The organism is Pseudomonas sp. LBUM1666, assembly GCF_059695775.1.
This window is the reverse complement of the sequence record NZ_CP166789.1, coordinates 4656325-4675026: the sequence shown is the minus strand read 5'-3', so window position 1 is coordinate 4675026 and position 18702 is coordinate 4656325. Positions and strand designations below refer to the sequence as shown.

19 protein-coding genes and 1 pseudogene are annotated in these 18702 nt (G+C 58.8%); 7 read left to right on the top strand and 13 right to left on the bottom strand.

The window, feature by feature from the left end:
- Nucleotides 1-18 precede the first annotated feature (18 nt).
- Nucleotides 19-1317 (bottom strand): mechanosensitive ion channel family protein, encoded by a 1299-nt coding sequence (locus ACA056_RS21400; protein WP_497267564.1) that lies wholly within the window; start codon nucleotides 1315-1317, stop codon nucleotides 19-21.
- A gap of 193 nt (nucleotides 1318-1510) precedes the next feature.
- Between ACA056_RS21400 and ACA056_RS21395 the strand changes: the two genes are divergently transcribed.
- Nucleotides 1511-2857: a DEAD/DEAH box helicase gene (locus ACA056_RS21395; protein ID WP_008153197.1), complete on the top strand. Its 1347-nt coding sequence runs from the start codon at nucleotides 1511-1513 to the stop codon at nucleotides 2855-2857.
- 71 nt (nucleotides 2858-2928) lie between these two features.
- On the opposite strand, the gene ACA056_RS21390 is transcribed toward ACA056_RS21395, so the two are convergent.
- Both ACA056_RS21390 and ACA056_RS21385 read right to left on the bottom strand, forming a co-directional pair.
- The gene (locus tag ACA056_RS21390) at nucleotides 2929-3204 is read right to left on the bottom strand and encodes a hypothetical protein (protein ID WP_497267562.1); all 276 of its coding nucleotides are present in this window, start codon (nucleotides 3202-3204) and stop codon (nucleotides 2929-2931) included.
- A 387-nt stretch (nucleotides 3205-3591) separates the two neighbouring features.
- A complete protein-coding gene (locus ACA056_RS21385) occupies nucleotides 3592-4326 on the bottom strand; it encodes a DUF899 domain-containing protein (RefSeq protein WP_497267560.1) in 735 nt (244 codons plus the stop codon).
- A 176-nt stretch (nucleotides 4327-4502) separates the two neighbouring features.
- Between ACA056_RS21385 and ACA056_RS21380 the strand changes: the two genes are divergently transcribed.
- Nucleotides 4503-4892 carry a transcriptional regulator gene (locus ACA056_RS21380; RefSeq protein ID WP_497267558.1) on the top strand — a complete coding sequence of 130 codons (390 nt, stop codon included), beginning with the start codon at nucleotides 4503-4505 and terminating at the stop codon, nucleotides 4890-4892.
- Nucleotides 4893-5016: 124 nt separating this feature from the next.
- Here ACA056_RS21380 and ACA056_RS21375 read toward each other — a convergent pair whose 3' ends face one another.
- The 3 genes from ACA056_RS21375 to ACA056_RS21365 all read right to left on the bottom strand — a co-directional run bounded on the left by ACA056_RS21375 (nucleotide 5017) and on the right by ACA056_RS21365 (nucleotide 7089).
- Nucleotides 5017-5886 (bottom strand): DUF6279 family lipoprotein, encoded by an 870-nt coding sequence (locus tag ACA056_RS21375; RefSeq protein ID WP_497267556.1) that lies wholly within the window; start codon nucleotides 5884-5886, stop codon nucleotides 5017-5019.
- A gap of 79 nt (nucleotides 5887-5965) precedes the next feature.
- Nucleotides 5966-6682, bottom strand: coding sequence for a TorF family putative porin (locus ACA056_RS21370; RefSeq protein ID WP_497267554.1), 717 nt, complete (start codon nucleotides 6680-6682; stop codon nucleotides 5966-5968).
- A 218-nt stretch (nucleotides 6683-6900) separates the two neighbouring features.
- Nucleotides 6901-7089, bottom strand: a complete 189-nt coding sequence (locus ACA056_RS21365) for a PFL_1563 family small protein (protein WP_017337097.1) — start codon at nucleotides 7087-7089, stop codon at nucleotides 6901-6903.
- Nucleotides 7090-7440: 351 nt separating this feature from the next.
- On the opposite strand from ACA056_RS21365, the gene ACA056_RS21360 reads away from it, so the two are divergent.
- Together ACA056_RS21360 and ACA056_RS21355 are read left to right on the top strand one after the other, a co-directional pair.
- On the top strand, nucleotides 7441-8277 hold the full coding sequence (locus ACA056_RS21360; RefSeq protein ID WP_449642469.1) for a CvfB family protein: 837 nt from the start codon (nucleotides 7441-7443) through the stop codon (nucleotides 8275-8277).
- Nucleotides 8278-8334: 57 nt separating this feature from the next.
- Nucleotides 8335-9267, top strand: coding sequence for a DMT family transporter (locus ACA056_RS21355; protein WP_497267551.1), 933 nt, complete (start codon nucleotides 8335-8337; stop codon nucleotides 9265-9267).
- On the opposite strand, the pseudogene ACA056_RS21350 reads toward ACA056_RS21355, so the two are convergent.
- Nucleotides 9212-10341: pseudogene (locus tag ACA056_RS21350) on the bottom strand (MFS transporter). The gene ACA056_RS21355 and the pseudogene ACA056_RS21350 sit on opposite strands and share 56 nt — an antisense overlap.
- Nucleotides 10342-10495: 154 nt before the next feature.
- Here ACA056_RS21350 and ptrR point away from each other — a divergent pair.
- A complete protein-coding gene (ptrR, locus tag ACA056_RS21345; protein ID WP_497267549.1) occupies nucleotides 10496-11389 on the top strand; it encodes a putrescine utilization regulator PtrR in 894 nt (297 codons plus the stop codon).
- Between the two features lie 138 nt (nucleotides 11390-11527).
- Nucleotides 11528-11656 (top strand): PA1414 family protein, encoded by a 129-nt coding sequence (locus ACA056_RS21340; protein ID WP_007914492.1) that lies wholly within the window; start codon nucleotides 11528-11530, stop codon nucleotides 11654-11656.
- Nucleotides 11657-11789: 133 nt separating this feature from the next.
- On the opposite strand, the gene ACA056_RS21335 is transcribed toward ACA056_RS21340, so the two are convergent.
- The 6 genes from ACA056_RS21335 to speB form a co-directional block, all read right to left on the bottom strand.
- The gene (locus ACA056_RS21335; RefSeq protein WP_497267546.1) at nucleotides 11790-12041 is read right to left on the bottom strand and encodes an acyl carrier protein; all 252 of its coding nucleotides are present in this window, start codon (nucleotides 12039-12041) and stop codon (nucleotides 11790-11792) included.
- Nucleotides 12042-12095: 54 nt separating this feature from the next.
- A complete protein-coding gene (locus ACA056_RS21330) occupies nucleotides 12096-12821 on the bottom strand; it encodes an MBL fold metallo-hydrolase (RefSeq protein ID WP_497267545.1) in 726 nt (241 codons plus the stop codon).
- 85 nt (nucleotides 12822-12906) lie between these two features.
- On the bottom strand, nucleotides 12907-14286 hold the full coding sequence (locus tag ACA056_RS21325) for a sodium:solute symporter family protein (protein WP_497267544.1): 1380 nt from the start codon (nucleotides 14284-14286) through the stop codon (nucleotides 12907-12909).
- A 164-nt stretch (nucleotides 14287-14450) separates the two neighbouring features.
- Nucleotides 14451-15962 (bottom strand): purine-cytosine permease family protein, encoded by a 1512-nt coding sequence (locus ACA056_RS21320; protein WP_497267542.1) that lies wholly within the window; start codon nucleotides 15960-15962, stop codon nucleotides 14451-14453.
- A 54-nt stretch (nucleotides 15963-16016) separates the two neighbouring features.
- Complete coding sequence (locus ACA056_RS21315) at nucleotides 16017-16424, bottom strand: YybH family protein (protein ID WP_150655039.1); 408 nt, start codon at nucleotides 16422-16424, stop codon at nucleotides 16017-16019.
- A 9-nt stretch (nucleotides 16425-16433) separates the two neighbouring features.
- Nucleotides 16434-17384 (bottom strand): agmatinase, encoded by a 951-nt coding sequence (speB, locus tag ACA056_RS21310; protein WP_283190208.1) that lies wholly within the window; start codon nucleotides 17382-17384, stop codon nucleotides 16434-16436.
- A 422-nt stretch (nucleotides 17385-17806) separates the two neighbouring features.
- On the opposite strand from speB, the gene ACA056_RS21305 reads away from it, so the two are divergent.
- Complete coding sequence (locus ACA056_RS21305; RefSeq protein ID WP_007945995.1) at nucleotides 17807-18700, top strand: LysR family transcriptional regulator; 894 nt, start codon at nucleotides 17807-17809, stop codon at nucleotides 18698-18700.
- Nucleotides 18701-18702 lie beyond the last annotated feature (2 nt).

Below are 18702 nucleotides of genomic sequence, written 5' to 3'. Positions count from 1 at the left end.
CTAACCCTGTGGGAGCGGTTACATAAGGTGTTTTTCCGGCTCGGGAATGTGGCTTGCACCCAACACCGCAGGCAACAACCCCGCCCGCAAATCCCCGCCACTTGGCTGCTGATACAGGCTCAAGCCAAACTCCGGCAGCACCGCCAGCAGGTAATCGAAAATATCCCCCTGGATCCGCTCGTAATCGGCCCACGCGGTGGTGCGGGTGAAACAGTAGATTTCCAGCGGAATGCCCTGGGCGGTGGTCTGCATCTGGCGCACCATGCAGGTCATGTTCGGCTGGATCTCCGGGTGGCTTTTCAAATACGCCAGTGCATAGGCGCGGAAAGTCCCGATATTGGTCATCCGCCGACGGTTGGCCGACATCGCCGCCACATTACCCTGAGCTTCGTTCCAGGCCTTGAGCTCAGCCTGCTTGCGGCTGATGTAGTCGGTCAGCAGATGCACCTGGGACAGCTTCTGCTCTTCGTCATCGCGGATAAATCGCACGCCACTGGCGTCGATGAACAGGCTGCGCTTGATCCGTCGTCCACCGGATTGCTGCATGCCGCGCCAGTTCTTGAACGACTCGGACATCAGGCGCCAGGTCGGGATCGAAACGATGGTCTTGTCGAAATTCTGCACCTTGACCGTGTGCAGCGTGATGTCCACCACGTCTCCGTCGGCACCGACTTGCGGCATCTCGATCCAGTCGCCGACCCGCAGCATGTCATTGCTGGTCAGCTGCACGCTGGCGACGAACGACAGCAGGGTGTCCTTGTAGACCAAAAGAATTACCGCCGACATGGCGCCCAGCCCTGACAGCAGCAATAGCGGCGAGCGGTCGATCAGCGTGGCGACGATGATGATCGCGCCAAATACGTACAAGACCATTTTCGCCAGTTGTATGTAGCCTTTGATCGAGCGGGTACGGGCATGTTCGGTGCGCGCGTAGATGTCGAGCAGGGCGCTGAGCAGGGCACTGACCGCCAATAGCAGGAACAGAATAGTGAATGCCAGCGCGACGTTTCCGAGGAAGATCAGACTGGTCTTGCCCAACTCCGGCACCAGGTGCAAGCCGAACTGGATCACCAGCGAGGGGGTGATCTGCGCCAGACGATGAAAGACCTTGTTATGCCGAAAGTCGTTGATCCAGTGCAATGCCGGCTGGCGACCGAGCATTTTGGTCGCATGCAGAATGAGGTAGCGCGCCACTCGTCCGAGGACCAGCGCAATCACCAGCAACACCATCAACGCCAGGCTGGAATGCAGGAGTGGGTGCTGATCAAGGGCACCCCAGAGGTCTTGGACGTTGAGCCAGAGCTGTTTGATATCCATGGGTAAAAACGGTTCTTCTGTAGGCCGCGACGGGGCGATTAGAGCATTTAAGACGCTTTGGATGACGTTTGAGGACAAAAGACGCAACAAAAAAGCCACTGTTTAGCGCCGTTTGTATAAAGAAACTCGGCCTGAGCGCTCGAAACCGTTACCCTATGCAGCTGTTTTTTTGTATTTCTTCGAGGTAGCACCCGTGTTTTCCCAATTCGCCCTGCACGAACGCCTGCTCAAAGCCGTGGCCGAGCTTAAATTTGTCGAGCCAACGCCTGTGCAAGCAGCGGCTATTCCGCTGGCGCTCCAAGGGCGTGACCTGCGGGTGACAGCGCAAACCGGTAGCGGCAAAACCGCTGCATTCGTTTTGCCGATCCTCAACCGTCTGATCGGCCCGGCTAAAGTCCGCGTCAGCATCAAGACCCTGATCCTGCTGCCGACCCGCGAGCTGGCCCAGCAGACCATCAAGGAAGTTGAGCGTTTCGCTCAGTTCACCTTCATCAAGTCCGGCCTGATTACCGGCGGTGAAGACTTCAAGGTCCAGGCTGCCATGCTGCGCAAGGTGCCGGACATCCTGATCGGTACGCCGGGCCGGATGATCGAGCAACTGAACGCCGGCAACCTCGACCTCAAAGAAGTCGAAGTACTGGTCCTAGACGAAGCCGACCGCATGCTCGACATGGGCTTTGCCGAAGACGTCCAGCGTCTGGTGGAAGAGTGCACCAACCGCCAGCAGACCATGCTGTTCTCCGCCACCACCGGTGGTTCGGGCCTGCGCGAGATGGTCGCCAAGGTGCTAAACAACCCTGAGCACCTGCAGCTCAACAACGTCAGCGATCTGAATGCGACCACCCGTCAGCAGATCATCACCGCTGACCACAACCAGCACAAAGAACAGATCGTGAACTGGCTGCTGGCCAACGAGACCTACCAGAAGGCCATCGTGTTCACCAACACCCGGGCCATGGCCGACCGTATCTACGGCCGCCTGGTGGCGCAGGAATACAAAGCGTTCGTCCTGCACGGTGACAAAGACCAGAAGGATCGCAAGCTGGCCATCGACCGCCTGAAGCAGGGCGGCGTGAAAATCCTCGTCGCCACCGACGTCGCCGCTCGCGGCCTCGACGTGGAAGGCCTGGACCTGGTGATCAACTTCGACATGCCGCGCAGCGGCGACGAATACGTTCACCGCATCGGTCGCACCGGCCGCGCCGGCAACGATGGCCTGGCCATCTCGCTGATCTGCCACGGCGACTGGAACCTGATGTCGAGCGTCGAGCGCTACCTCAAGCAGAGCTTCGAGCGCCGCACCATCAAGGAAGTCAAAGGCACCTACGGCGGCCCGAAAAAGGTCAAGGCCTCGGGCAAAGCCGTTGGCGTGAAGAAGAAAAAAGTCGACGCCAAAGGCGACAAGAAGAAAACCGGCGCCAAGGCACCGACCAAACGCAAAATCGCCAACCGCCCGAAGACCGACGCCCTGTCGCTGGTCAGCAAGGACGGTATGGCGCCGCTGAAACGCCGCAAGCCGGAAGCGCCAGCTGCTGAATAAGCAGTTCTAGCGACCAATAAAAAAACCGGACCAATGTCCGGTTTTTTTATGCCTGAAATTCCTGAGTTTGATTAACTCTCGGCTTTCTTTTCCGCCGAACTCAGTTCCTTCAATCGCTGATCAATCAACTGGCACTTGTCCGGCAGATCGGCGCTCGCCGTCCCCAGATCCATCTTCTGCAGCTCATCGTTGATCTCCTTGGCTTTGGCTGGGTTTTGCTCCGTGAGCTTGGCGACTTCCTTGGCCAGTTGTTCGCGCTTAATGGTGGCTTCTTCGGGCGTGCAGGCCCAAACGGGGAGGGCGCAGGCGAGGGTGGCGGCGAGGGTGAGTTTTAGCAGGGTTTTCATAGGTTGGGCCTCAGTTCCGGTTAAGGCGGGTTATCCGGTTGAGGGTTGAAGGGCGTAAAAAGTTCAGAGTCGCCAAACCCGGTCGCCTTTTGGGCGACGGTTTGACTATAAGGATCAGCCACCCAGTGGTACAGAGCGCCGGTTCTGAACTTGATGTAGGGGAAATGTCTTGGAGCTGTCGGACAGTCTCAGGCAATTTGCTGATGACTAAACACTGCCAACATCTGTGGGAGCGAGCTTGCTCCGGGCGGCGATCCGACGATAGCGGTGTATCAGTCGATATCAGTGTTGAATGTTTGTCAGTCATCGCGAGCAGGCTCGCTCCCACAGTGGATTTGCAGTGTTTGGGGATCGTGTGTTCGGCACAAATCTAATGTGCTCTGTGGTCTATCCCCCATGGCAGCAACCGGTTGGGGCCTTGTCGTCATACTGATCGTGAAGCCTTACCCATTCCATGATTTCCTCTTCATTACGCCCCTTGGGCGTGAGGTCAAGGTAGTTGTAAGCCCCGACCAACATGTCCAGGCCTCGGGCATAAGTGGAATAGGTGTGGAAAATCTCGCCCGCTTCGTTGCGATAAAACACGCTGATGCCGGGGAGTTCTTCTTCGGCGCCGTCGGTTTTTTCGTAGTTGTAGGTGGCTTTACCGGCGGCGACGTCTTCTGCGCGGGCCGAGACGCCGAAGTCGTAATTGAAGTCGCAGCCTTCGGACGACACCCAATCGAATTTCCAGCCCATGCGTCGTTTGAAGGCCTGGAATTCGGCGAACGGTGCGTGGGAAACCGCCACTACGGCAACGTCATGGTGGGCCAGGTGTTGGTTGGCGCCGTCGATGTGGTCGGACAGGAACGAGCAACCGGAGCAGCCTTCGTCCCAGCCTTTGCCAAACATGAAGTGGTAGATGACCAACTGGCTGCGGCCGCCGAACAGGTCAGCCAGTTTCAGTTCGCCGTTCGGGCCCTGGAAATGGTAGTCCTTGTCGATTTTCACCCAAGGCAGGGCGCGACGTTCGGCGCTGAGTTTGTCCCGTTCTTTGGTGAAGGCTTTTTCGTGGGCCAGGTGTTGTTTGCGGGCGGCGAGCCATTCTTCTCGGGAGACGACGGGATGATTCTGAATGTTCATTGGGTTTCTCCTGCGGCGTGCTGGGAGGTGACTTACACAGCCTAGTCGTTTGGCCTACGCCCAATTCGACATGCCGCCGGTCGGTACAGGCAAAAACCTCGGCTGAACGGCTACGAACCGTGCCGGTCACAACCTATGAAGGCCATTTCACTCGCGGGTACTGGAGGTTGATCAGGATGACGACTTATAACTGGGATTTGATTGAACGCTTGCTGCACGAGGTGCAGAACGGTGCAAGTAGCTTCACGCCACGGCCCTATGCCGAACAGTATGCGGCGGAGAAGTCGGCGGAGGGGGAGGAGACGGAAAACCTGGATCATCTGAAAGCGGTGGCCGGTGAGTATGAAAAGTTACTGTTGGCGCGTGGTTATATCGAGCCTCGGCCTGAGGAACAGGGTGGCACCGGATCGAATTACAATTTGACGCTGCGTGGCTCGAGTTTGTTGAGCCTGATCGACAGCAGTATTCCGGGGAATGACCATCCACGGCAGGTGTTGGATGAGCAGGAAGATGCGCTGGATGAGGTGACGTTTGATGGGGTGGCGTCGAAGGCGCAGATCGCCTGAAGATCACCCCCTAACCCATTGTGGGAGCGAGCCTGCTCGCGATTGCGGTACACCAGTAACATCATTGTTTACTGATACGCCGCAATCGCGAGCAGGCTCGCTCCCACAGGGATTTGCGTTGCGCTTAGCTTTGTTTGGCCGCCTTCAGGCACTTCAAATCATTGAAGTCCTTGCGCACCCCTTCTATTTTCTTCAACAACCGCTGGCGCTGTTCCGGCGTGCTTTCTGCCATCAAATCCACAAATAACGCCCGTGCCTGCGCTTCAGTGCTGGCGTAGGCCTGGCGATAAGCGGGCGTCCACAAGCTCTCGCGATTCACCAGAAGCGTCTCGATTCGCTGTGGGAACTCCGGACTCTGGCGCTGCTCAATCGCCGCACTGAACTGCTTCTGCCAATGGACGCGGTTGGCGATCCATTCCGTGTTCTGGTCACCCAAGGCGTTCGACCATGTGACCACCCGTTGTTGCTGTGTCGGGCTGAGCGGACCAAGCCAGTCATTCAGACGTTTTTCCATGCGCTCGCCTCGCGCCTTGATCTGCTGATCGAGAGACGGTTTGAGGTAATCCTCCTGGCGTTTGCGCTGATCCTTGGCGAAGGCATCGTTCATTTCCGCGACTTGCTTGTCATCCAGCCCCTGCAACAACTCGATAGTTGAGGGCGTGATTTCCCGGGCGGTCTGGGCGATGGCCTGTTTGGCTTCCTGGGTGCGGGTTTGCAGCGCAGCGTCGGTGACCTGGTTGGTCTCGACCATGACTTGCAAGCGATCCAGCCAGTCGAGGTAGCCCGGCAGTTGCGTGGTGCAGTGCCAGCTCAGGTGTTCCTTGAGGCGCTCGTTGAACCAGCCTTTCTGCTCGCCGTTCATGTCCAGGTAGTCGCTGAGCGTCCACGGAATGATCACGTCGAGGTTGCGATAGGCCAGGCCCACGCGGCTGCACGCACCGAGGGCGAGACTGAGGGTGATAACGATGGCGAGATACTTCAACCAGCGCGACATGGGCGAATCCTTTGCGAAGGCCTGGCTTTTTAATGGGCTTTTCTATGTGAACGCAGGATGAGCCTCGCAGTTCAGCCGATCAATAAAAGGCGCGTACGGCCTTGAGGGTGATTAGCCCGTCGCATTGGCTGTTGTGCCCGGAATAGGCGGAGCAGCTGTTGCCGCTCAAGCTGGAATCACTGTAGATCAGGTCCAGATCGACGCCCATGAACGGGCGGGAAAGTTGCACTGACCAGTCGGTGAAACTGCCTACATACCCACCGTCGACGGACACCGGCGTGTTGAGCTGGTGGGTGGTGTATTTCATGCTGATCCCGATGCCAAACGGCTGATTGCCACCGAGGTCGGCGAACACGGTGCTGTTCTGCTTGTCCGGGTCGTTGCTGAAGGCTGCGCCGAAACGGCTGCCCAGAAAGGTCAGGCCACCGAAAAGCTCCTGGCTGTCGAGGGTGTCTACTTTCGGGTAGCTGTAACGGATCATGCCGACTTCGTACCCGAGGGTATTATCGAAAGGCTGTTTAAAGCCCATGTAGGAGTCGACTTCTAGATTGGCCCCTGGCGTTAAACCCATGCTCGGTGCCCATTGGCCTACGTAAAAACCGCTGTCGTGACTCAGGTCGAGACCACCGTGGAACGAGCCGGTGCTGGAAGGTTTGACCAGTCCCTGGGCCATGCTGCGGCTGGGGGTGGTGCCGAGTTTGAGATCGAAGTCGCCCAGTTCACGCTGAAAGATTTGCGCACTGGCGACCGAACACGACAGCAGGGTGCCGAGTAATAAATAGGAGGGTTTGAGCATGCGTCACTCCATGACAGCGAGGAGCAGGAACTGAAACCTACTGAAACGCTTGATCTAGACGTGTGCAAGCATACCGGCGAATGCTCGGCATCGAGGGCCGTTCGTCGATTTTTGAAATATTGGTTTGTTTGCGGGGGTGTTGCGAGGAGGGTTCCAGTCCAAGCGCTTCGAAGCTCAAAGCGCTTAGGGACCAGGTGACGCGGCGGATCTTGGGGAAGTTACTTCTTGCCCAGGGTGATCTGCTTGGACGGGCCGAACGTCTGGCCGCTGACGCCTTTGGCAATTTGCTGGATCTCTCCGCCGGACTTGAGGAACGCAGCAATCTGGTTGTTGATCGATTCGCTGGTTTCAACGGCTGGAGCTGGCTTTGCTTTGCTGTTGGATGCTTTTACACGCATGGCGGCCATTAACCTATAGAAAATTAACTTGGCCAGGCATCGTACAGGAAATACTTGACAATTGCTTGGTAAATATCCCCCCGAAATACACAGGGCAGATGAAGAATTAATCACAAGTTATTATTCTGAATAGACCTCTAAGCTGCTGTTTTAACTAAGAACGATCGTGAAAAATTACAGTTTTCAGCCCGGCGGACAGGTGCGAAAATCGCCAGGACGGCCTGACGAGCGGCCTGGCGCGTGCGGTAAAGCCCAGGAAAATTAAGCCCTTCAGAGGATTTTCTTGCGCCACCGGGCTGGCCAGCGAACGCGGCCCGCAAAACCGGGTAGAATGCCGCCCACGCAATGAGGGTATTGGAAATGGCTTTAGTCGGGCGCTACAACAGTTTGCAAGTGGTTAAACACACTAACTTCGGTTTATATCTGGACGGTGGCGCGGATGGCGAAATCCTCCTGCCTAATCGTTATATTCCCAAAGATATTCCCAGCGAAGATGAAGACTGGCTCAACGTTTTTATTTATCTGGACAGCGATGACAAACTCATCGCAACTACCGAAAAGCCGAAAGTTCAAGTCGGTGAATTCGCCAGTTTAAAAGTCGTTGAAGTCAACAGCATCGGTGTTTTCCTGGATTGGGGTTTGCCGAAGGATCTGTTGCTGCCGTACTCCGAAGAAAAGCGCCAGATGACCGCCGGCGAGTATGTGGTGGTGCACGTCTACCTCGACAAGCACACCCGCCGCATCACCGCGACGGCGCGTCTGGACCGCTACCTCGACAAGACCCCGGGCACCTACACCCCTGGCCAGGAAGTTGATTTGCTGGTTGCCGAAGCCACCGATATGGGCTTCAAGGCGATCATCAACAACAAGCACTGGGGCCTGATCCACAAGAACGAAATCTTCAAGTTCATGCGCGCCGGTAAAGAAGAGAAGGGCTTTATCAAAGAAGTCCGTGCCGACGGCAAGATCAGCCTGAGCCTGCAACCGGTCGGCGAAGAAGCCGCCACCAGCCTGAACTCGAAGATTCTCGCCAAGTTGCGCGACAACAATGGCAGCCTGCCGGTCAGCGACAAGAGCGACCCGACGGTGATCAGCAGTATGTTTGGCGTGAGCAAGGGCAACTTCAAAAAGGCCATCGGTGCGTTGTACAAGAACGGCCAGATCGTCATTCATGCCGATCGCATTGAACTGAGCTGACCTCGCGCCGGCCCCTGTTGCGAGTACTGCCATGTTTTGTGTTGTCGAGGTGTTCCGGTGAGCGCCACCCGGCGCAGCGCCGATGGGTTTGCCCTGCAAGTGATGATTGGGTTGTGCCTGATCTGGGGTATTCAGCAAGTGATGATCAAATGGGCGGCGCCAGACATCGCGCCGGTCATGCAGGCCGCCGGGCGCTCCGGTATTTCCGCGTTGCTCGTAGGATTGTTGATCTGCTGGAAGGGCGGCTGGGATCAAGTGGGCAACACCTGGCGCGGTGGATTACTGGCGGGCGCGCTTTTTGGCCTGGAGTTCTTCTTCATTTCCGAAGGCCTGCAACTGACCACGGCCGCGCACATGTCGGTGTTCCTTTACACCGCGCCGATCTTCACCGCATTGGGCGTTCATTGGTTGTTGCCGAGTGAGCGTTTAAGGCCGGTCCAGTGGCTGGGGATTTTCCTCGCTTTCGTCGGGATCGCCATCGCCTTTGCCGGCGGGGTGTCGTGGGACAACCTCGATCACCGCATGTTGATGGGCGATGCCTTGGGCGTGCTGGCTGGCGCGTCATGGGGGGCAACCACGGTGGTGGTGCGCGCTTCGCGTCTGTCGGAAGCCCCGGTGACCCTGACGCTGTTCTATCAATTGATTGTCGGTTTCGTCGGCCTGTTGCTGATCGCGATCCTCAGCGGCCAGGTCACCCACGTCAGCCTGACCACCGTCGCGGTGGCCAGTGTGTTGTTTCAGGGATTGGTGGTGTCGTTCTTCAGTTACCTGACCTGGTTCTGGCTGTTGCGCCGTTATCTGGCGGCGAACCTGGCGGTGTTTTCGTTCATGACGCCGCTGTTCGGCGTCACGTTCGGCGTGGTGCTGCTGGGCGAAGAGTTGAGCTTCAACTTCGTCATCGGTGCGGTGCTGGTGCTGCTGGGTATCACGTTTGTCAGCGCTGAGCAGTGGGTGCGCCGTCGCTTGCGCAAAGCCCTTGGGCAGAGCTGACCGGGCTTAGCAGCAAACCGCCAGCCACCAGCAAACCACAACCAGCGAATATCAGTGCTGGCTGCAATCCACCACTGAAGTGGCTGCTCAACGCCGCCAGCAACGGCCCGCAGAGCTGGCCTACGGCAAAGCACGCCGTCAGCAGTCCGGCGTTGCGCTGGGTGGCGTGGGGCGCCAGCTCCCGGGAGCGTTGCATCACCAGCTGCATGCAGGCCAGGAACGGCGTGCCGCAGAGGACCACGCCCAAGGCCAGACCTGGGCCGCTGCCCAACAAGCAGGCGAAGACCCCGGCGGCTTGCAGCCACAACGTCGCCATCAGCCAGTAACGAGTGCCATGCGGGTGCTGTCGACGCAGACTTACCAGCACCACCCCGATGGCCGAAGCAAGACCGAAGCAAGGCCAGAACAGATCGGCCTGCCATTGGCCATGGAACTGCGCGTTGGCCATTTGCGAGAGGAAGTGGCCGGAATGATGTAGCCCAAACCGTACAGCCCATAGACCACGCCTAAACGGCCTATGCCATGATTGCCCGAGCCAGTGACGCTGGGGGCGGTGGCTACGGTCGTGGCCGGTTGCGGCAGGAACGGCAGAATCCCCAGCAGCATCGCCAGCCCGACGCCGGCATATACCAGCCACAAGGCTGCAGAAGTCTGCCCCAGCAGGTTCGATCCCAAGGCCAACAAGCCCGTCAGAAAAATCCCCAAACCCGGTCCGGCAAATACCAGTGCGCCAAGCCGTGGGCGACCGGCCGCCGCGGCCAGTGGCTGGCTCAACGCAGTGATCATCACCAGCACCCAGGCGCTGGCCACTCCGGTGCCGAACCGCAGCACCAGATGGGACCAAAACCCGTTGGCCCAGAACGAGGCCAACGTTAGCAATACACAGAGCCATAAACCGCCCAGCAAACGCCGGCGGACTTGCTCGGGGCGGCGAGAGAACATCGCGTCCACCGCACCGACGAAGTAGCCCAGGTAGTTGGCTGCCGCAATCAGACCGGCGGCGGTCAGGTCGATCTGACCTTCGCTGAGCAGGTGCGGCAACTGAGGCGTGAGGGCGAAACGCCCGATACCCATGGCCATCATCAGGGCGATGAAACTGGCGAGTAAGCGAATCAGAGGAGACATAGTCTGAATTCCAGCAGAGGATCAATGACCGTCAGGCTAGGACTGATTGACTTTCTTTTAAAATGAATAATAGTGAGTAACTTGTTCTGATTTGGAGAATTGCGTGGAATTCAGCCAATTGCGGATTTTCCAGGCGGTAGCGGAGGAGGGTTCCATCACCCGCGCTGCCGAACGCCTGCACCGAGTGCCATCGAACCTGTCGACCCGGCTTAAACAGTTGGAAGAGCAACTCGGCGTAGAACTGTTCGTGCGTGAACGTCAGCGTTTGCAGTTGTCGCCTGCGGGAAAAGTCCTGCTGGACTACACCGCCAAGTTGTTCAATCTGCGCGACGAAGCTCAAGCGGCGGTGCAGGGCGGGCAGCCAGCCGGGGACTTCGTACTCGGCACTATGTACAGCACGGCGGCGATTCATCTGCCGGGGTTGTTGGCGCGTTATCACCGCACTTATCCGGCGGTGAACCTGCAAGTGCAGTCCGGGCCAAGCGGCGAATTGCTTGAAGGTTTGCTCACCGGGCGTCTCGATGCGGCGCTGGTGGACGGGCCGCTGGAACTGGCCGGGCTCGACGGCGTGCCGTTGTGCGACGAACGGCTGGTGCTGATCAGCGAGGCCGATCACCCGCCGATCCTCAGCGCACTGGATGTAGAAGGGCGGTCGGTGTTCACGTTTCGCCAGGGGTGTTCCTACCGGATGCGCCTGGAAGCCTGGTTTGCCCATTACCATGCGGCCATGGGCCGGGCGATGGAAATCGAGTCTTATCCGGGGATGCTTGCCTGCGTGATCGCCGGCTCAGGCGTGGCGCTGATGTCGGAGTCGATGCTCGCCAGCCTGCCGGGCCGCGAAAGCGTGGCGGTGCATCCGTTGGCCGAGCCATTTGCCAGTGCCACCACGTGGCTGATGTGGCGCAAAGGCATGCTCGGAGCGAACTTGAATGCCTGGCTTGAGCAGCAACAATTGGTTTATCCGTCGGCGCCAAGTCAGGCTCGGGCGATAGCTTGAACTATCGGTCAGGTATTTTGATCCATTCAGTAACACTCATTGCGACTTTGGGCGAGCATTACGTAGGACTTCGGACTATTATCAGTGCGAAGTGGCTACAGAATTTTGGCCACTCGGCACTACCCTGAAGGGGGCACCATGAAAGAGAAAATCCAAAACTGGCTGCACGACCTGGGTGTTGCACTCGGTTTGATCGAACCGCCTCTGCAACCTGTGCCTATTCGCACTGACGACGAACAGCGCCGCCGCCAACAGCGACGCCGGTAACGCGTCAAGGTCCAAATGATCGCAGCCTTCGGCAGCTCCTACAGGGAGTAGCGCCAATGCTGCGATTGCCCGTGTACCTGTAGGAGTTGTCGAAGGCTCGGGCCGCGTTCGGACGATCTTGGCGGTCTACAGGTCAATGCCTTTCGATCTCGATCAAAAACCGACTCAAGTCATTCGCCGTCCTGGCGGTCTTGAGCATCTGATCTTCCTCAGCCGTAAACGCCGTCAAACCCAGCTCATCTTCCAGATGGAAGATCAGCTCTTCGATATCTTCTTTGTCCAATCCCAATTGTGCCAGACTCGCGTTGTCGTCGAAGTCATCCTGACTCTCCAGCAGGCGGCGGATGAAACGATGCACGGCAGCACGAACGGCAGCTCTTTTCATGGTGGTTCTTCAGGGCGTTATTATTGTTGTCCCTGGGGCTGAGTACAGCAGGCTTCAGGCGTGCAAGCGCTGCCACTCGTCAATCATCGTGCGTAAATGTTCCCCGGAAAAACTCCCGAAATGCCCTCCATGCACCGTGCGGATCGGCAACTCGCGCAAACGCTGCAGGCTGCGGGCGTAGTTGTCGAGGTTGGAGTGGTAGGCGTCTTCGATCAGTGGCCCGTCGTAGATGATGTCGCCGCTGAACAGGGTCTGGGTCGCCGCTTCGTACAGGCTGATGCCGCCCGGTGAATGCCCCGGCGTATGCAGCACTTGCAGCGTGCGGTTGCCCAGATCCAGCACGTCGCCTTCTTCGATCAAACCGGTGGCTGGGGCAGCTTTGACCCGGTATTCGGCGTAGCACAACGGGCAATCGGGGTGAGCCTCGAACATGTCGTCGCCGACAAAGGCTTTGCTCAAATCGTTGTCGCCGTCCGGTGCGGCGAGGATGTCCGCCTCAGCCGGGTGCACCAGCCGTTCAGGAAATTCGTGATGCCCGGCGATGTGGTCGAAATGGCAATGACTGGCCACGGCGACCAGCGGCCGTTCGGTGATCCACGGCAATTGTTCGCGCAGGCTGACCAGCCCGGAACCGCTGTCGAGCAGCAAGTCCTTGTCGCGGCCCTGGATGTGCCAGAGATTGCAGCGATAGAAGGGGCGGATGTAAGGCTCGTGAATCAGGCGAATGCCGTCACTGAGCTGTTTCACCTCGAACCACTGATCGCGGCTGACGATCTTCATAAACGATTTTCTCCAGACGAAAAAAAACGGGTGTGGCAACCGACGCCACACCCGTCGAAGAAAGCATCAAGTCGTTATGTTCAGCTTAGGCGGCGCTGGTCACCGCTGCCGGACGAGGGGACAGCAAGCTGACCACCACGAAACTCACCAGACCTACGCCGAGGCTGTAGTAGATCGGGGTGTTGGCATCCAGACCGTCTTTGAACATGAACAGCAACGCTGTGGCGAAGCCCATGCCCATGCTGGCGATAGCGCCGGCGGTGTTTGCGCGTTTCCAGAAAATCGCACCGATCAGCGGGATCAGCATGCCGCCCACCAGCAGGTTGTACGCCAGTGTCAGGGCGCTGATCACGTCGTTCACGACCAATGCAATGCCAAGTACCACGATGCCGGTCAGCAGGGTGAACAGGCGATTGATGCCCAGAGTCGACTGTTTACCGCCGCGCAGTTTCGGCAGCAGGTCTTCGGTCAGGGTGGTGGCAGCGGCGAGCAGGCCGGCGCTGGCGGTGGACATCATGGCCGCCAGGGCAGCCGCAATCACCAGGCCACGGATACCGTCCGGCAGGGACAGTTTGACGATGGCGGCGAAGGCGTTGTTGACGTTGTCCAGGTCCGGGATCAGCACATGTGCGGCCATGCCGATCAGGGCGCAGGCCAGTCCGTAAAGGATGCAGTAGAAGCCTGCGAATGTGCCGGCGACTTGAGCCACTTTGGCGCTCTTGACGGTGAACACACGCTGCCAGATGTCCTGGCCGATCAGGATCCCGAAGAAGTAGATCATGAAGTAGGTGATGATGGTGTCCCAGCCAATCGTGGTGAAGCTGAAGGCAGTGGCCGGCAGTTTCAACACCAACTCATCCCAGCCGCCGACGCGGTACAGACAGATTGGCAACAGGATGAACATCAGGCCCACGGTCTTGATGACGAACTGGACGATGTCGGTCAGGGTCAGGGACCACATACCGCCGATCGCCGAATAAATCACCACCACGCCACCGCCAACCAATACCGACAGCCAGAACGGCAGGTCGAACAGCACTTGCAGCACGGTGCCAATGGCCAGGATCGAGACCACGCCGATCATCAGCGCGTACGCCAGCATGATCACCGCGCTCGCGGAGCGGGCCATCGGGTTATAGCGTTTTTCCAGCACCTGGGTAACGGTGTAGATCTTCAGTTTCAGCAGCGGTTTGGCGAGGAACAGGTTCAGCGCGACGATCCCGCAACCGAGGGCCGCGCAGAGCCAGAAACCGGAGATGCCATGGACGTAGCCCAGGCGCACGGTGCCGACGGTAGATGCGCCGCCCAGAACCGTAGCGGCCATGGTGCCCATGTACAGGCTCGGGCCGAGGTTACGACCGGCGACCAAAAAGTCTTCGTTGGTCTTGGCCTTGCGCATGCCGTAGTAGCCGAGTATCAGCATCGCGGCGGCGTAGATGAGTACGACGAATAAATCCAAAGCCATGATGGCGTGTCTCCGATTGTCTTTTTTATGGTGAAACAAAAATATTTCTGTGGGGCATCCCTCTGTGGGAGTGAGCCTGCTCGCGATAGCGGTCTTGCAGTCACATCAATGTTGGATGTGCCGCCGTCATCGCGAGCAGGCTCGCTCCCACAGGGAGAACGGTGTCAGGCTGGCTGACGCAGTTCATTTTTTGTCGTGTTGCTCGAGCCCTTGCTGCGTGGATCGTTTGGACCGAACACCGCGGCCGATTCCGGGAACAGGCTCAACAGCGCCAAGTACACCAGCGACGCCAGGCCAAGGGTGACCGGCAAGCTGATGTCGATGCCGCCGGCCAGTTCACCGAGCGGACCCACGAACTGCCCAGGCAGGTTCACAAAGCACAAGCCCACTGCAGCGCTCGGGATCCAGGCACCCAGACCACGCCAGTTCCAGCCGTGCGTGAACCAGTAGCGACCACCTTTCTCGCCGCGGGTGAACACTTGCAGGTCATCCGGGCAGTAGAAGCCGCGACGCACCAGCAGACCGATGATCATGATCACCATCCACGGGGTGGTGCAGGTGATGATCAGCACGGCGAAGGTCGACACGCTCTGCACCAGGTTCGCCGCAAAGCGGCCGATGAAGATGAAGGCAATCGACATCACACCGATCAGCAGCGTGGCCTTGACCCGCGACAGTACCCGTGGGAACACGCTGGACATGTCCAGCCCGGTGCCATAGAGCGAGGTGGTGCCGGTGGACATGCCGCCGATCACCGCAATCAGGCACACCGGCAGGAAGAACCAGCTCGGCGAAACGGCCAGCAGGCCGCCGACGTAGTTGTTGGCGGCGATGTAGTCCGGCGCCTTGATCGCTACGATGGTGGCGGTGGCGAGGCCGAAGAGGAAGGGAATCAAGGTTGCGATTTGTGCTGCGATCACCGCCAGCATGATTCGGCCTTTCGGGGTTTCGCGCGGGATGTAGCGCGACCAGTCACCGAGGAACGCGCCGAAGGAAATCGGGTTGCTCATGGCCACCAGCGCGGCGCCGATGAACGCTGCCCAGAAACCGGCCTGACCCATGGCTACGGTGCCGGCGAACTGGCTGTCGAAGGTCGGGGCGAAGGCGAAGATGCCGAGCAGGAACAGCAGGCTGGCGGCCCACACCGCGATGCGATTGACCCACAGCATGAAGCGAAAGCCGTAGATGCACACCGTCAGCACCAGGATCGCGAACAACCCGTAGGCCAGGCCCAGCGTCAGGTCGGTTTCCGGAAGGCCGATCAGGCGTTTGGCACCACCCACCAATGCATCACCCGAGCTCCAGACGGAGAGCGAGAAGAATGCGATAGCGGTCAGAAGCGACAGGAAGGAGCCGACGATCCGCCCGTGCACGCCGAAGTGCGCACCAGAGGAAACGGCGTTGTTGGTGCCGTTGAGCGGGCCGAACAGACCCATCGGCGCAAGGATCAGCGCACCGAGCAACACGCCCAGCACAATCGCCCAGACCCCGGCCTGGAACGACAGGCCGAACAGCACGGGAAAACTGCCGAGCACCGCGGTGGCAAAAGTGTTGGCGCCGCCGAAGATCAAGCGAAACAGGTCGCTGGGTCGGGCGTCGCGCTCATGATCCGGGATCTGTTCGACCCCGTTTGTTTCGATGCTGCTAAGGCTTTTTTCTTTGTTGTTGTTATTCATGATCAGCTCCGATCATAAAGGCGCGCTCATCGTGTGTGAGCGTCACCTGTTTGGCTAAGGGGTTGGCAGCCCTTCCGGCATCGCGGACAAATGTTCGTGGCAGGCCAGCCATAGGCCTTGTTGTTGTCGGCGAAACACAATCGTCTCGCGCTCCTGGCTGAAGTGTTGCTCCCCTTGCATGCGCAGCTCGGTGGCCACGTCATGGATGAAAATCGCCACATCACCCTGCAGGCTGACGAAGGCGTTGCTCGAGGTGCACGAAAGCACCTCGAAGCCATCCTCCGAGCGCCAGGTGTCCCACAACGCCTGATAGGCATCGCGCGACAGCAGGGGCTGTTCGAGGGTGTAGAACACGAAGCTAGCGTCGGTGCTGAAGGCGCCGAAGTAAGCTTCGCGATCGTTACGGGCAAAGGCAGTTACCAGATCGGCAGCGGCCTTGAGTACCTGATCACGTTCGTTCACGACCAATCCTCAGCGGTGGACCACGCCAGGCAGTACGCAGAGCATTTCGTACAGCAGGTTGGCGGCCAGCAGCGAGGTGTTGCCGGTGGTGTCGTAAGCGGGCGAGACTTCTACCAGATCGCAGCCGACCAGGTCGAGGCCTTGGCAGCCGCGAACGATTTCAATCGCCTGAATGGTCGTCAGACCACCGATTTCCGGGGTGCCGGTACCTGGCGCCCAAGCTGGGTCGATGCCGTCGATGTCGAAACTCAGGTACACCGGACCGCCGCCGACTTTCTCGCGAACTTCGGCCATCAATGGGGCCAGGGATTTGTGCCAGCACTCTTCGGCCTGAACTACACGGAAGCCCTGGTTGCGGCTCCAGTTGAAGTCGTCAGCGGTGTAGCCCTGAGCGCGCAGGCCGATTTGCACCACGCGGTCCGGATCCAGAAGGCCTTCTTCAACGGCGCGACGGAAGGTGGTGCCGTGGGCGATTTTCTCGCCGAACATGTGATCGTTCACATCGGCGTGAGCGTCGATATGCACCAGGCCGACCTTGCCGTGCTTCTTATGGATCGCACGCAGGATGGGCAGGGTGATGGTGTGGTCGCCGCCCAGGGTCAAGGGGATCACATTGTGTTCGAGGATTTTGTGGTAGGACTCTTCGATGATCCGTACCGCGTCCAGCAGGTTGAACGTGTTGATTGCCACGTCGCCGATGTCGGCAACCGACAGCGAGTCGAAGGGTGCAGCGCCGGTAGCCATGTTGTACGGGCGGATCATCACCGATTCAGCGCGGATTTCGCGAGGTCCGAAACGGGTGCCAGGGCGCAGGGAAGTACCGATGTCCAGAGGGACGCCAACGAAGGCAGCATCCAGACCGGCAGCGGTTGGCAAATGGGGAAGTCGCATCATGGTGGCGATGCCGCCGAAGCGCGGCATTTCATTGCCGCCCAGTGGTTGGTGAAGAATCTTGTCCACGGGTAAGGCCTCATCGTCGTTGTTTTATTTATGTCGGTTGCGCAGGTCGGGGAGACGCAGGCACCGCTGTGGGGCCGATTCTGCGAAATGTAGTGGCCGGGAAGAATCGCTACGGGCAAATACTTAGTTCAGATTTTTCTAAACTAATGGCTGGAGGGGGATTAGACTTTGCGGCATTGAGATTTGTGCTCGTCTCAAGAACGACCCCTCACCCTAACCCTCCCGAAACGTCGGACCGCCCCAGAGGGGAGAGGGGACTGACCGAGGTGTTCTCGGGAATTACATCGACCTGAAATATCGAGTCGAACTCAGGATTTGAAAGCCATGGAGATCGGCTCCCTTTCCCCCTCTACCCCGTGGGGAGAGCGTTGGGGTGAGGGGTGGATTCAACAGACAACACATTTCCAAAGCCCGGAGCCCCCATGGCCAACGCATTACCCGACCTGAAACTTTTGCGCATCTTCGTCAGCGTGGTTCGCCATCAGGGGTTTGCCAACGCCCAGCAAGAGCTCAACCTCTCGACCTCGGCCATCAGCACTTACATGAGCCAGCTCGAAGCCGCCCTCGGCCTGGTTCTCTGCCATCGCGGTCGCGGTGGTTTCAGCCTGACCAGCAAGGGTGAGCTGTTCCATCAGGAAACCCTGCGCCTGCTCGGCGAACTCGAAGGCTTCGAGCAATACGCTGCCGCCCTCAAAGGTGAACTGCGCGGCACCTTGAACCTCGGAGTCATCGACTCCACCGTCAGCGACAAGGCCTTGCCGTTCGCCGAAGCCATTGGCGCCTACAGCCAGGAACACCCGGCCGTGCATTTGCATTTGTCGGTCATGAGCCCTTACGAGCTGCAACTCGGAGTGCAGGACAACCGTCTCGACCTGGCCATCGGCGCGTTCTCCACGCGCATGAGCGGTCTGGTCTACATGCCGCTCTACCGCGAACAACACTGGTTGTATTGCAGCAGTCGTCATCCGCTGTTCACCGAGCGGCGCATCCCTGAACAAGTGATCACCCAGCAGCGCATGGTCGGCCGTGGTTACTGGAGCCAGGCGGAACTGGCACGTCACGGTTTCAAGCACAGCGCGGCGACGGTGGAAAGTATGGAGGCGCAGCTGATTCTAGTGCTGTCCGGTGCCTATATCGGTTACCTGCCGGAGCACTACGCGCAGGCTTGGGCGGATAAGGGCGATTTGCGAGTGCTGCTGCCGGCGACTTTCGGTTATCAGGCGCCGTTTTCGATGATCGTGCGTCGTGGCCGCAGCCGCGAGCCGTTGATCCAGACCTTTCGCGACCTGCTTAAAGCACAACTGAATCAGGCTTGAAA

Coding starts and splice junctions, on each gene's coding strand:
- ACA056_RS21400 (WP_497267564.1), bottom strand. CDS start 1,317: ATGGATATCAAACAGCTCTGGCTCAACGTCCAAGACCTCTGGGGTGCC.
- ACA056_RS21390 (WP_497267562.1), bottom strand. CDS start 3,204: ATGAAAACCCTGCTAAAACTCACCCTCGCCGCCACCCTCGCCTGCGCC.
- ACA056_RS21385 (WP_497267560.1), bottom strand. CDS start 4,326: ATGAACATTCAGAATCATCCCGTCGTCTCCCGAGAAGAATGGCTCGCC.
- ACA056_RS21380 (WP_497267558.1), top strand. CDS start 4,503: ATGACGACTTATAACTGGGATTTGATTGAACGCTTGCTGCACGAGGTG.
- ACA056_RS21375 (WP_497267556.1), bottom strand. CDS start 5,886: ATGTCGCGCTGGTTGAAGTATCTCGCCATCGTTATCACCCTCAGTCTC.
- ACA056_RS21370 (WP_497267554.1), bottom strand. CDS start 6,682: ATGCTCAAACCCTCCTATTTATTACTCGGCACCCTGCTGTCGTGTTCG.
- ACA056_RS21365 (WP_017337097.1), bottom strand. CDS start 7,089: ATGGCCGCCATGCGTGTAAAAGCATCCAACAGCAAAGCAAAGCCAGCT.
- ACA056_RS21360 (WP_449642469.1), top strand. CDS start 7,441: ATGGCTTTAGTCGGGCGCTACAACAGTTTGCAAGTGGTTAAACACACT.
- ACA056_RS21340 (WP_007914492.1), top strand. CDS start 11,528: ATGAAAGAGAAAATCCAAAACTGGCTGCACGACCTGGGTGTTGCACTC.
- ACA056_RS21335 (WP_497267546.1), bottom strand. CDS start 12,041: ATGAAAAGAGCTGCCGTTCGTGCTGCCGTGCATCGTTTCATCCGCCGC.
- ACA056_RS21330 (WP_497267545.1), bottom strand. CDS start 12,821: ATGAAGATCGTCAGCCGCGATCAGTGGTTCGAGGTGAAACAGCTCAGT.
- ACA056_RS21325 (WP_497267544.1), bottom strand. CDS start 14,286: ATGGCTTTGGATTTATTCGTCGTACTCATCTACGCCGCCGCGATGCTG.
- ACA056_RS21320 (WP_497267542.1), bottom strand. CDS start 15,962: ATGAATAACAACAACAAAGAAAAAAGCCTTAGCAGCATCGAAACAAAC.
- ACA056_RS21305 (WP_007945995.1), top strand. CDS start 17,807: ATGGCCAACGCATTACCCGACCTGAAACTTTTGCGCATCTTCGTCAGC.